Origin of the sequence: Actinosynnema sp. NPDC050436 (assembly GCF_040655415.1) — a bacterium.
GTDB lineage: Bacteria > Actinomycetota > Actinomycetes > Mycobacteriales > Pseudonocardiaceae > Actinosynnema.
Genome location: NZ_JBFAJV010000008.1, coordinates 250,415 through 262,815 on the forward strand (window position 1 = coordinate 250,415; position 12,401 = coordinate 262,815).

Consider the following 12,401-nt stretch of genomic DNA (forward strand, 5'->3'; position numbering starts at 1 on the left):
ACGGGCAAGGCACGTCGGCCCGTCACACGACGGGTGTGGGCTCCCAGGCCCGGACCACGTGGCGGCGCAGCTTGCCCGAACCGGTGCGCGGCAGCGCCGGCACGAACACCACGGCACGGGGGACCTTGTACGCGGTCAGCCGTTCGCGGCACGCGGCCAGCAGCGCTGCGGTCACCTCGGCATCGGGTGCGGTCTCGCGGGCGCGCACCACGTACGCGAGCAGGCCGCCCGACGGTTCCGCGCACACCACCGCCTCCCGCACCAGCGGGTGGCGGGTCAGCACGTTCTCCACCTCGGCCGGGTGGACCTTGATGCCGCCGACGTTCTCCACGTCGTCCGCCCGGCCCGACACCCGCACGAATCCGTCGTCGTCCACGGTGGCCAGGTCGCCCGTCGCCGACCAGCCGGTGCTGCGCTGCGGTGATCCGTCGGCGCGCATCCCGAGCGACACGGTGGGGCCCCGGACCTCCAGGTGCCCCGGCACGCCCGGCCCGACCTCCGCTCCCCCGTCGTCCACCACGCGCACCTGGTAGGGCGGCAGCGCGCGGCCCACCGTGCCGGCCCGCCACGCGGCCGGCGTGGTGGAGGTGAACGCCTGGCCGACCTCGGTGGTGCCGATGCCGTTGAACAGCCGGTCGCCCAGCAGGGCCGTGAGCCGCTCCTCCAGCGCCGGCGGCAGGACCTCGCCGGCGGTCACCGCGACCCGCAGCGCCGCGAGCCGCCCGCCGTCCGGGTGCGCCAGCAGCCGCGCGTAGAACGTCGGCACCGAGAACAGCGCGGTGACCTCGTGCTCCGCCAGGATGCGCAGCACGTCGCCGGGCTGCGGCGGGTCGGGGTCGAGCACCGCGCGACAGCCGCTGAGCAGCGGGTAGAACAGCGAGTTGCCCAGCCCGTAGGCGAAGTACATCTTGGACACCGAGTGCACCACGTCGTCCGGCGCGAGCCCGAGCACCGGGCCGCCGAACGCCCGCTGGTAGACCAGCGGGTCGGCGTGGTGGTGCGGGCACAGCTTCGGCGCCCCGGTCGTGCCCGAGGTGAGCAGCGCGAACGCCGGCACGTCCAGCCCGCACGGCACCGGGCGCACCGGGTCGGCGGCGGGCAGCCCGGCGAACGCGGTGGCCGGGAAGTCGCGCAGCGCGGCGAGGTCGCCCGGCCGGCACACGACCAGGGCGGGGTCTGCGGTGACCAGCGCCGCTCGTCGCTCGTCGGGGTGCAGCCGGGGGTTGACCGGCGCGGCGACGGCCCCGATGGAGGCCGCGCCCAGGAACACCGACACGAAGTCCGGGTCGTCGTCCAGCAGCACCACCACGCGGTCGCCCGCCTGGACGCCGGCGGCGCGCAGGCCGCCCGCCGTCCGCGCGGCGGACGCGTACACCTCGGCGTGGGTGGTGGTGCCGGCCCCCTCGTAGGCCGGGCGGTCCAGCCAGCCCCCCGCCGCCGCGCGGTCGCGCAGGACGCCGACCAGGTTGGCCCTCACCTCCGGCTCCGGGCCTCGGGCACGGCGTCCAGGCCGGGGAACGACTCGCGGACGCAGGCGACCGGGTGGGCCGCGTGCACCAGGCGGTGGCAGCGGACGAGCCCGACGGAGTCGTGGCCGTACCAGAGCATCTCCCGGCGGTGCGCGACGCGCAGCCGGGTCAGGGCGTCGCCGATGCCGGGTTCGCCGACGCGCAGCGCGTCGGGGAAGGCGGGCGGCAGCCGGTCGGGCAGCATCACGGTCTCGGCCTCGACCAGCAGCTCACCGGTGTGGGCGTCGTGCAGCGCCGTCCGCCGGGCCAGCGCGGACGTGCCGGGGGTGGCGTCGAGCCAGCGCGCGAAATGCTCGTCGAGGTCGATCCGGCCGTGGGAGAGCACGTCCACCACCACGGGTGCGAGCCGGTACGCCTCCAGTGCGGTCGTCAACGTGCCGTCGAGCAGCAACAGCGCGCGGAGCCTGCCGGGCAGGTCGCGCAGGTCGAGCTCCAGGACGTCCGCCGGGGGGTCGTACCGGCACCGTAAGTTCCGCTCCGCCGACCTGTTGCCCGTCACCGCGTGCCTCCTCGTTGGTCACCCGGCGGCGCTGGACGCCGCCGCCTCGTCACGCCACCGCACGAGCCGGGCGACGGCGGGACCGAGCCCGGCCCACCGGACCAGCCCGCCGCGCGCGGCCTCCACGAAATCCGCGTACGGCCGGGTCGTGGGCCCGATGTCGATGGACAGCTCGCCGTCGCCGTACACCGCGACGCGCAGCCGCGAGCGCGCCGACCCGGTCGTCTCCACCGCGCCGCGCACGCCCGCGACCACGACCGTCGCCCGGATGCGGTGCGTGGACACGGTCTTCACCACGGTCCCCACCGGGCCGCCGAGCACCTGCTCCACGGCGTCGAGCAGGTGCGGCAGGGCCTCGCCGCCGGGGTGCTCCAGGCGGGCGGTGAACCGGGTCGGCTCGCCCACGCGGCCCGACGCGACCGCTCGGGCCAGCGCGGTCAGCTCGGGGTGCTCGGCCCACGGTCGGACGACCGCGCACCGGCCCTCCGACGACCGCGCGGCCTCGCCCAGCTCGGCGTCGTCGGAGATGGCGGCCGGTTCGAGCAGCACGTGCAGGCCCCGGCGCAGCGCGGCGACCGCCAGGTCGGGCCGGTGCGACCCGATCACCACGCCCTCGCACGGCACGGTGTCGAGCAGCCGGGCCGCGTCCCGCATCGCCCACGGCACGTCGTGGGCGCGGACGGCGGCGAGCAGCGCCGTCGGGTCCTGGTCGGCGACCCCGACCAGGCGCACGCCCGGCACGGTGCGCAGCGCGAGGTGGGTGGCGGGCGCGCAGTCGACCGCGAGCACCCGCACGTCCTCGGGGCCGGGCAGCGCCAGCGCCCGGTCGCTGGTGAAGAAGCCGGGGTCGGCGGCCCGCACGAGCGGCCACACCCGGGGCCGGTCGAGGTCGCGGTAGTCCTTGCCGACCGGCGTCCAGTCCAGGTCGGTGGCCGGGTGCCGGGGCCCGGCCGCGAACACGCCGGACCAGCGGGCGCGCAGCACCCGCATGTGCCGCTTCCAGACGCGCAGCTTGTCGTGGCCCACGTGGTTGAACGTGGTGCCCTCGAAGTGCCGCATCGCCACCGAGCCGACGTAGACCACGCGCTCGCCGGCCGCGCCCAGCCGGCAGCACAGGTCGACGTCCTCGCACAGCGACACCGGGTCGAACGCCACGTCGAAGCCGCCCGCCCGGCTGAAGGAGGTGCGGCGGACCATCAGCGCGGCGGTCGGGGCCCAGGTCTGCTCGCGGCGGACCCGGTGCGCGTCGGCGACCGGCCGGCCGCGCCCGACCAGGCCGATCCGGCCGTCGCCGGTGGAGCCGCCGCCCGCGCACTGCACCAGGCCGTCGTCGCCGGGGTAGAGCAGCAGCGGCGACACCGCCGCGACCGACGGGTCGGCGGCCAGCTCGGCGGCCAGCGCCTCGACCACGCCGGGGTCGTCGGCCACCACGTCGTTGTCGACGAAGAAGAGGTACTCGCCGCGCGCCGCCGCCGCGCCCGCGTTGCGGCGTTCCGCGCCGCCCCGGTCGTCGGGGAACCGCAGGGTGGTGACCGGCCGGCCGCCGGCCGCCGCGAACTCGTCCAGGTAGTCGGCGGTGCCGTCGTGCGAGGCGTTGTCCACGATGACGAACTCCAGGTCGCCGGTCGCGCGGGCGAGCGACCCGACCGCCAGCCGGGTGTACTCCAGGCGGTTGCGGACGAGCATCACGACCGAGACCAGTCCCGGCACCACGGTGGGGTTCACGAGTCGCCTTTCACCCACGCCGGTGTGCGCACCCGGCGTCGCCGAGGTGTTCCCGCCACTTCCGACGCGCCGCTGCATTCGCTTTCCGGACAGCCGGGCCGATATCCGTGGAACACCCGACCACGGCATCAAGATCCGCCTGTTCGGACAGAGCATAGAGGCGCACGTCCGACAACACCAGGGTGCATCCCGGAGAAATTCGGACGGAAACGACCGCGCAGCTCAAACGCCCCATCACCGCCGGGTATTCACCGGATGCTATGGCCGGTTCGGCGGAAAGCGGTACAGCCGTTCGGACCGCTTTGTCCGGCCGTGCCGACGGGTTCGGCGCCCTGGTCCGGCGTCCGGCGCACGCCCGGTACCACTGCCGGTGGGGGTGGTCGCGCCGGGTGCGCGGCGGCACCGCCACCGCGCCTGGAGTGCACCGCACCGCCCGATTACCCCGAATTCGGACCCGAGTGGCCCGTGAATTGGGCCACTCGGATCCGCCCGCTCAACCGGCGCTATTCGGCGGACTCCCCGGAAAGCACAACGGTGAAAATCGCGGGCCGCACCGGGCGGTCAACCGCTCGCCAGGTCCGCGAGCAGTTCGGCGGCGGCTGCCGGCCGGACCAGGAAACCGACGTGGCTGCTGTCGAGCGTGCGCACGTCGAACGGGTTGCCGGGCAGCAGCGCGTCTGCCTCGCGGATGAACCGGTCCTGGAGGGCAGGCGGGACCGACCGGTCGCCGGCCAACCGCACGTAGGTGTGCGCGAGCCCGGCCCACGCCACCGGGTCTACCCGGTCGGTGCCCGCGTCCAGGCCCTCGTCGGGCTCCAGGGTGGCGAGGAAGGCCAGGAACTCCGCGTCGGTCCCGTCGTCGAGCGTGGCGAGCTTGAGCGCGTCGAGCAGGGCCGGGTCGGCGGTGCGCCAGTTCATCCGGAGCACGCCCAGCGCGCCCGGGTCGCCGACCAGGACGCCGGTGGTGGCGCCGAGCACGCTGGTCGCGTTCTCCGGGGACCGGCCGTACTCGGCGGCGTCGGCGGCCACGCAGCACCAGGCGGAGATGTAGACGACCCGGTGCAGCAGGTCCGGCACGGCGTTGGCGACACCGGTCAGGGTGAACCCGCCCCGGCTGTGCCCGACCAGGAGCACCGGCCCGTGCCCGGCGGCCCGGCGCACCACGTCCACCACGTGCTGCACCGCGTCTGCCTGCGTGAGGCCCGCGAAGGCGGACGGCGCGGACGCGAGCGCCGCGAGGTCCTGCGGTGCCTGGTAGGCGCGCGGGTAGGCGGCGGCGAAACCGTGGCCGGGCAGGTCGACGGCGAGGGTCCGGTGGCCGAGCAGCGCGAGTTCGCGCTGCAACGGGCCCCACGAGAAGGAGTTGCTGTTCGAGCCGTGCACGAACACGAAGGTCGGAGTCGTCACCCGGCCATCTTCGCCGCCGTCCGAGCGGCGGGTCGCACGAGGGCCCGGCTGGGGCCGGATGGTCGATTTCGCCCGCCGGGCCGGCGCTTTAACGTGAAACGAAATCACATAGCCTGGGGGTGGCCATGATCCGCCGTACCATCGGCTCGGCCGTGCTCGTCTCGGCGCTGACCGCCGCGTCGCTGCTGACCGCCGTGCCCGCGCAAGCGATCCCGATGTGCAAGGCCGGGTACCAGTGCTCGCGCACCTACTACTCCACCAACGCGCACACGTCCGTCGTCGGCGGGTTCACCCGGTTCTGCGACGGGTCCACCGACACCTGGGGCCAGACCACCCGCTTCGTGCTGACCCACCAGGCGGAGTGCAACCCGCTCTGACCCGCCGGGCCGCCCGAAGGCGCAGGGAAGCGGGCGTCCGCCACGACGAGCACTGCGGCGGACGCCCGCTGATCGGGCCAACGCACTTTCCCCCTGCGGCAGAACCTTGCCGGGGCACGGCGAATCGCTTCGCTGTGCACTCGACCACCACGCCACGACCAGGATCAGCGGCACGGCGGGACTCCACGCTGTTCGGTCGCTCCACCCCCCGGCTTCGAGCGTGTCGCGCGTTGCATTCCCAGTGCGACCACCCCAGGTTATCCCGAAGTCCGCACCCGTGCACAAACTATTTGCGCGCAGGGATTCCCCACGGCACGGAAAAGAATGCACCGGCAACCACACGTCCCGCTATCGAACGGGTGAATACCCGCCCTTTCCGAGGTATGCGCGACCGCGCCCCGCCGCCGGTGTGGCGGCGGCGGGGCGCGGTACGGGCGGCGGGGTCGGGGTCGCCCGGGGCGGACGCCCGGCCGTGCGCCCCGGTCCGGCGGGTCGCGGTGACCCGCCGGACCGGGGCGGCGGACGTGGTCGGCCGGGTGCCCGGCCCGGTGCGGGCCCGCCGCCGGTCCTCGCGGGTCAGTGCAGGCGGGCGTGGTACTCGTACTGGCTGGGCAGCCGCTCCACCAGGTGCCGCGCCTTGTCCCGGATGGCCGCGAACTCCTTGCGCGCCGCCGTGTCGTCGGACAGGGCGATCGACGGCGACGGGCGCACCGGGATCGCACCACCGCCGAGCAGGATGCACATGTAGGAGTACGGCGGCAGCCCGTGGTAGTAGGGGAAGATGTTCTCCGAGTCCGGGAGCTGGACCTTCCAGCGCTCCAGCCGCTCGGCCAGGCCGTCCGGCACGACCCGGGTCTTGGTGTCCTTCCAGTACTGGGTGTCGTCGCGCTTCGCGCTGAGGTAGTGCAGCACCAGGAACTCGCGGACGCCGTCCATCACGTTGGCGATCGCCGAGTTGTACATGTCGCGCTGCTTCGGGTTCCAGTCCTGACCCGGGAAGAACTTGACGAGCTGCTCGATCGCGTGGTGGATGAAGAAGATCCCGGTGGACTCCAGCGGCTCCACGAAACCGCTGGACAGGCCGATGGCGACGCAGTTGTTCTCCCACGACCGCTCGCTGCGGCCGATCCGCATCCGGATGTGGTTGGCCTCGACGTCCTGCGCCTCGGGCCCGACGAACGCGCGCAGCGTCCGCTCGGCCTCCTCGGGCGAGCAGTAGTCCTTGGCGTAGACGTAGCCGGTGCCGATCCGGCCGAACAGCGGGATGGTCCAGATCCAGCCGGACTCCTGCGCGGTCGCCGTGGTGCACGGCCGCAGGCCGCGCTCCTGCATGTTCAGCGGCACCTGGAGCGCCACCGCGCTGTCGTTGGGCAGGGTGTCCTGGTAGGACTGGAACTGCACCCCGAGCGCCTTGTTGATCAGCAGCCCCCGGAACCCGGTGCAGTCGACGAACAGGTCGCCGTGCAGCTCCCCGTGCTCCTTGGTGACCACGTGGTCGATCCAGCCGCGCTCGTCGAGCCGGACGTCCTGCACCTCGTCGACGATGTGCCGCACGCCCCGGTCCACGGAGTACTTGTTGAGGTACTTGGCGAGCAGGGCGGCTTCGAAGTGGTAGGCGTAGGGGAACTGGGTCTTGCCCTGGTGCTCGGACATGGTGAGCCCGACGGGCTCCTCCGCGCCCTCCACGAAGTCCTGCTCCAGCAGCCGACCGTCCATGTGGCGGGGGCTGCGGCCGGCGTCGCAGATGGACGCCATGACGAAGCAGTCCTTGTCGAACCGCTCGGACGGGCCGTTGTTCAGCCACCAGTCGCTGAGCGGGAAGCCGCCGACCGACCGCATCTGCTCGAACGGGTGGTAGAAGTGGTGCCCCGGCTCCCGCCAGTTCTCGAACCGGACGGCCAGCTTGTAGGTGGCGTTGCAGGCCGGCATCCAGTCCTCCTCCTTGAGGTCGAGGAACTGGAAGAAGTGCCGGATGTCGCTGAACGTGGCCTCGCCGACACCGATGGTGCCGATCTGCCCGGACTCCACGAGGGTGACCGAGATCCGGTCGCCGAACGCCGCCTTGAGGTACGAGGCGGTCATCCAACCCGCGGTCCCCCCGCCCACCACGACCACGTGCTCCGGATTCTTGGTGTTCATCCCAACCTCTCCCCTTCGACCTGGACCGGCCCGCGGCTACCGACCCGGGACGGTGACCGCCGCGCCCTGTCGGCCGACGGCGGTGAATCGATTGTGCGCGGGTGGTCGCGCCGAGCATTTCCACCAATCGGCGGAATGCTCGCCGAGATCACCCCACGAGCTATTCGGAAAACCGATACCTACACCGACGGGACCCGCCGGCGACCTCACCGCGGCAATCCTCGCCACCTCGAGGGCACGTCACCAGGACCGGTCGGCGAACACCGGTCGTGACAGCGCGCCGACCCGGGTGAGAACCGGCGGACAGATCTCCCGGGCTACCCGGCGGCACCTGCCGGAGAGCCCGGAGCGAGGGTGTCGACGCAGGTCGGGGACGTCCCGGAGGCCGAGCCGTGATCATTTCGACCGAAAACGAACAGCTCGGCCGAGGTCTTGTCGGAGGGTTGTCGAGAAGTGATCACGCCGCGTTCCACCACCATTTACCACCCCAGTATTCGCGTCGCACCCCCGCAGAGGTATACACGCCGCGACCGGGCGACTCAACCTATTCCCCGAAATATAGAATGGGTACCGCAAAGATCCGCCAATACCGTCGGCGGCCGGCGACCGGGCGGAGGGTTGACAGCGAGCCGGGGACGTGGGCGGGCACCGGCGGGCCGGGAGGGACCGATCAGACGCGAAAGCGCCGCCGGACGGGCCGGCGGCGCGGTGGGGACGGGGTCGGTCGGGTGGTCGCCGCCGTGGCGGCGGTGGTGTCAGGGGTGCCGGCGGGCGTGCTGCCCGGTGCCGACGTGCTGTTGGTGGTGGGGGCCGTGGTGGTGGGCGGCTCGGATCTGGGGGTTCCGAGCCGCCCACGGGAGGCGGTCGGGGGTCAGCCCGCCGCCGGGCCGGGTTCGGCGCCTGCGCGTGCCGCAGTGGTGGACGCCGGGTCGGCGTTCACGGGAGCGGCGCTCGCGGGGGCGGCAGACACCGGGTCGGTGACGACCGGGGTGGGGTCCGCAGGGGTGGGGTCCGCAGGGACGGGGTGCGCCGGGTCGGTGGGGGGCGTGCGGCGGTCGAGTGCGCCGGACAGCAGGGTCAGCAGGAGCGCGCCCGCCGCCATGGCCGCGCCCAGCCAGTTCGGCGCGGTGTAGCCCAGGCCCGCGTCGATGGCGACGCCGCCCAGCCACGCGCCGAGCGCGATGCCCACGTTGGACGCCGACACGGTGACCACGGCGGCCAGCGTCGGTGCGCCGACCGCCTTCCCGATCACCCTGGTCATCAGGCCCGGCACGGTGGCGAAGCCCGCGAAGCCGACCAGGGCGAGCGTGATCGCGGCCGGCACCTGCGCGTGCGCGGTGGCGGTGAACGCGGCCAGCACGACGGTCAGCGCGGTCAGCGCCAGGGCCAGGGTGCGGATCAGGCCGATCCGGTCGCCGAGCTTGCCGCCGACCGTGTTGCCCAGGACCAGGCCGATGCCGAACAGCACCAGCAGCGGGGTCAGCGCGCCCGACGAGAAGCCGGTCACCTCGGTCAGCAGCGGTGCGACGTAGGTGAAGGAGGTGAACAGCGCGCCGATGCTCAGCGCGGTCATGGCCAGGCCGAGCAGGACCTGCGGGCGCAGGAACACCACGAGTTCGGCGCGCAGCCCCGCGCCGGCCGACGACGCCCGCTCGGGCACCAGCCGCGCGATGCCCGCGAAGCCGACCAGGCCGATCACCACCAGCATCCAGAAGGTGGTGCGCCAGCCGAAGTTCTGCCCGACGAACGTGCCCAGCGGGGCACCGACCACGTTGGCGAACGCGCCGCCCGCGAACACCAGGGCGACCGCGCGCGCGGTGCGGCCCTCGTCGGCCAGGTCGGCCGCGACGACCGACGCCAGGCCGAGGAACGCGCCGTGGCACACCGCCGTGGCGACCCGGCCGGCCATCAGCAGCTCGTAGCCCGGCGCGAGCGCGGACACCAGGTTGCCCACGACGAAGATCGCCATCAGCGACAGCAGCATCCTCTTGCGCGGCACGCGGATGCCGAGCGCCACCAGGATCGGCCCGCCGAGCACCACGCCCACCGCGTAGCCGGAGATCAGCACGCCCGCCGTGGTGACGCCGACGTCGAGGTCGCGCGCGACCTCGGGCAGCAGACCCATCACGACGAACTCGGTGGTGCCGATCCCGAACCCGCACAGTGCCAGCGCGAAGACCGCGATTGGCATGACGTCACCCTCCCGAAAACAGCTCGGACACCGAGCCCTTTTTTATTCGAACGAAACCCGCACCCCAGCCGGAGCGATCCCGGCGCGGCGGACTGCCGGACGATTGTGGCACTTTCGGAGTACCCGGCGGGTGCGTTCGGGGGGTCAACCTGGTCAGTTTGGTCAGCCATTCCACCCGACGTGCGGCTTCCCGCACAGACGCATTCCGGATCGCCCGTGGTCAGCGGTGTTGACCGGGCTGTCCGCCGCCGCTGACCAAGTTGACCCGGCCGTTCACCTTCCGACCGCCCGGACGGACGGGTAAGAACTGTATCCAACACCATTCGAGGGGACTTCCGTGAAACCACGGCCATCCCCGGCCGCAGCCCTTTCCGGGTGACCCGGAATGGGCTGAACGGACGAACTCCGCCGACCGATCAGGAATGTGGACCGCACATGTCCGTTACTGCTGACACCGAAACGACATCGGCGGCCGGACGGCTCGCCGGAGAAACCCCGCCGAGGTCCTCCGCCGTGCTCCGGCTGCTCGCCGACGGCGTCTCCCGGCTGCACGCCGAAGGGCGCTACCGCCATTTCTTCCCCACCGCGCACTCCGCCGCCAACCCCGGGCGCACCGGGCGCGACCAGGTCGAGGTGTGGTGCAGCAACGACTACCTGGGACTGAGCCGGCACCCGGAACTGATCCGCGCGCAGGTCGACTCCACGGTCCGGCACGGCACCGGGATGGGCGGTTCGCGCAACATCGGCGGGACCAGCACCACGCACGTGGCGCTGGAGGAGCGGTTGGCGCGCTGGCACGGCAAAGAACGCGCGCTGATCTTCTCCAGCGGGTACACGGCGAACTTCGAAACGCTCAGCGTGCTGCTGGCCGCCGTGCCGGACATCGTGGTCTTCTCCGACGCCGCGAACCACCGCTCGTTGATCGAGGGAATCCGCCGCTCCGGCCGTGAACGGCACGTGTTCGCGCACAACGACGTGGACGCGCTGGAAACGGCGCTGCGCGCGTGCCCGCCGGACGCGCCGAAGCTGATCGTGTTCGAGTCGGTGTACTCGATGGACGCCGACACCTCGCCGCTGCGCGAGATCTGCGACCTCGCCGACCGTTACGACGCGCTGACCTACCTGGACGAGACGCACGCCATCGGCGTGAAGGGCCCCACCGGGGCGGGCATCACCGAGGAGATCGGCGAGCACCGGCCCACGTTCATCCAGGGCGTGTTCGGCAAGGCCCTGGGCACGGTCGGCGGGTACGTCGCCGGTCCCGACGCGGCGCTGGACTACGTGCGGTCGCACTCGCCGGGGTTCATCTTCACCACCTCGCTGCCCCAGTCGGCCATGGACGCCACCGCCGCCGGGCTCGACCTGGTGCAGGCGGGCAAGGACCTGCGGCGCGCGGTCGCGGCCCGGTCCCGGCAGCTCAAGGACGAGCTGCGCCGCCGGCGGATCGCGTTCGTCGACGGCGAGGACCACATCATCCCGGTGCTGGTGCCCGGCAACGAGGCGGTGCGCGGCGTGGCCGACCGGCTGCTGGTCGACCACCGGATCTACGTGCAGCCCATCAACTTCCCGTCGGTCGAGGCGGGAGCGGAGCGGTTGCGGGTCACCGTCGCGCCGTACCGCACCGAAGAGGACGTCACCCGGTTCGCCACCGCGCTGGACGAGAGTCTCGCGCTCGAAGAAGTCAGGAGGGTGTGATGGCAGTCAAGCCCATCACCGAGTTCATCGGGGCCGAGCTGACCGGCGTCGAGTACGCCGACCTGGAGCACGACGACGTGTTCGCCGAGTTCGTCGACGCTCTCAACCAGCACGAGCTGGTCATCGTGCGCGGTATCGAGCTGACGCCGCACGAGCAGGTGGAGCTCGCCTCCCGGATCGGCACGCCGGTGCCGTTCGTCCTGGAGCGCTACCGCCACCCCGAGGTCAAGGAGATCATGATCTCCTCGAACGAGGTGCGCGACAACAAGCCGGTCGGCGTCGCCCGGGTCGGCAACTTCTGGCACCAGGACTCGTCGTTCGTGGCGAACCCCGCGCCCTACACGCTGCTGCACGGCGTCAACGTGCCCAGCACCAGCGGCCACACGCTGTTCGCCAACGCGGTGGACGTCTACGACCGGCTGCCCGAGGAGTGGAAGAGCAAGGTCGAGGGCCGGACCGCGCTGCACAGCGTCGCCAAGCGGCTGCGCATCCGCGACGAGCACGTCGGCTACTCGGTGGCCGAGTTCAAGGCGTGGATCGACGAGAACCACCCGAAGGTCGAGCACCCCCTCGTGCAGACCGACCCGCACACCGGCAAGCGCTTCCTCTACGGGGCACCGGAGTACCTGGACTCGGTGGTCGGCTTCGACCACAACGAGAACGCCGCGTTCTTCGAGCTGCTCGACCGGCTGATCCAGGACGAGCAGCGGGTCTACGAGCACCGCTGGACCACCAACGACCTGGTGGTGTGGAAGACCCGGACCACGCTGCACGCCGCGACGGACGTCGAACCCGGCGTGGGGCGCACGGTGCACCGGGTCAGCATCGAAGTGGGCTGA

General features: G+C 72.6%; 9 protein-coding genes. 3 read left to right on the forward strand and 6 right to left on the reverse strand.

Annotation, left to right across the window (positions count from 1 at the left end):
* Nucleotides 1-22 precede the first annotated feature (22 nt).
* The 4 genes from AB0I60_RS21150 to AB0I60_RS21165 all read right to left on the reverse strand — a co-directional run bounded on the left by AB0I60_RS21150 (nucleotide 23) and on the right by AB0I60_RS21165 (nucleotide 5,160).
* Nucleotides 23-1,477 carry an AMP-binding protein gene (locus tag AB0I60_RS21150; RefSeq protein ID WP_360732167.1) on the reverse strand — a complete coding sequence of 485 codons (1,455 nt, stop codon included), beginning with the start codon at nucleotides 1,475-1,477 and terminating at the stop codon, nucleotides 23-25.
* The gene (locus AB0I60_RS21155) at nucleotides 1,474-2,028 is read right to left on the reverse strand and encodes a hypothetical protein (RefSeq protein WP_360732169.1); all 555 of its coding nucleotides are present in this window, start codon (nucleotides 2,026-2,028) and stop codon (nucleotides 1,474-1,476) included. Before AB0I60_RS21155 ends, AB0I60_RS21150 begins: the two co-directional genes overlap by 4 nt.
* An 18-nt stretch (nucleotides 2,029-2,046) precedes the next feature.
* Nucleotides 2,047-3,753: a glycosyltransferase gene (locus AB0I60_RS21160; protein ID WP_360732171.1), complete on the reverse strand. Its 1,707-nt coding sequence runs from the start codon at nucleotides 3,751-3,753 to the stop codon at nucleotides 2,047-2,049.
* A 561-nt stretch (nucleotides 3,754-4,314) separates the two neighbouring features.
* Nucleotides 4,315-5,160 carry an alpha/beta fold hydrolase gene (locus AB0I60_RS21165; protein ID WP_360732173.1) on the reverse strand — a complete coding sequence of 282 codons (846 nt, stop codon included), beginning with the start codon at nucleotides 5,158-5,160 and terminating at the stop codon, nucleotides 4,315-4,317.
* 125 nt (nucleotides 5,161-5,285) lie between these two features.
* Between AB0I60_RS21165 and AB0I60_RS21170 the strand changes: the two genes are divergently transcribed.
* Nucleotides 5,286-5,537, forward strand: coding sequence for a DUF6289 family protein (locus AB0I60_RS21170; protein WP_360732174.1), 252 nt, complete (start codon nucleotides 5,286-5,288; stop codon nucleotides 5,535-5,537).
* Nucleotides 5,538-6,113: 576 nt separating this feature from the next.
* Here the strand turns inward: AB0I60_RS21170 and AB0I60_RS21175 are convergent.
* Together AB0I60_RS21175 and AB0I60_RS21180 are read right to left on the reverse strand one after the other, a co-directional pair.
* Nucleotides 6,114-7,676, reverse strand: a complete 1,563-nt coding sequence (locus AB0I60_RS21175) for a tryptophan halogenase family protein (protein WP_360732175.1) — start codon at nucleotides 7,674-7,676, stop codon at nucleotides 6,114-6,116.
* Between the two features lie 871 nt (nucleotides 7,677-8,547).
* Nucleotides 8,548-9,867, reverse strand: a complete 1,320-nt coding sequence (locus tag AB0I60_RS21180) for an MFS transporter (RefSeq protein ID WP_360732177.1) — start codon at nucleotides 9,865-9,867, stop codon at nucleotides 8,548-8,550.
* Nucleotides 9,868-10,302: 435 nt separating this feature from the next.
* On the opposite strand from AB0I60_RS21180, the gene hemA reads away from it, so the two are divergent.
* The gene (hemA, locus tag AB0I60_RS21185; RefSeq protein ID WP_360732178.1) at nucleotides 10,303-11,562 is read left to right on the forward strand and encodes a 5-aminolevulinate synthase; all 1,260 of its coding nucleotides are present in this window, start codon (nucleotides 10,303-10,305) and stop codon (nucleotides 11,560-11,562) included.
* Nucleotides 11,562-12,401: a TauD/TfdA family dioxygenase gene (locus AB0I60_RS21190; RefSeq protein WP_360732180.1), complete on the forward strand. Its 840-nt coding sequence runs from the start codon at nucleotides 11,562-11,564 to the stop codon at nucleotides 12,399-12,401. The genes hemA and AB0I60_RS21190 overlap by 1 nt, the downstream gene beginning before the upstream one ends.

Excerpts from the sequence above, each read along its gene's own strand:
- AB0I60_RS21170 (WP_360732174.1), top strand. The coding sequence starts at position 5,286 with ATGATCCGCCGTACCATCGGCTCGGCCGTGCTCGTCTCGGCGCTGACC.
- AB0I60_RS21175 (WP_360732175.1), bottom strand. The coding sequence starts at position 7,676 with ATGAACACCAAGAATCCGGAGCACGTGGTCGTGGTGGGCGGGGGGACC.
- AB0I60_RS21180 (WP_360732177.1), bottom strand. The coding sequence starts at position 9,867 with ATGCCAATCGCGGTCTTCGCGCTGGCACTGTGCGGGTTCGGGATCGGC.
- hemA (WP_360732178.1), top strand. The coding sequence starts at position 10,303 with ATGTCCGTTACTGCTGACACCGAAACGACATCGGCGGCCGGACGGCTC.
- AB0I60_RS21190 (WP_360732180.1), top strand. The coding sequence starts at position 11,562 with ATGGCAGTCAAGCCCATCACCGAGTTCATCGGGGCCGAGCTGACCGGC.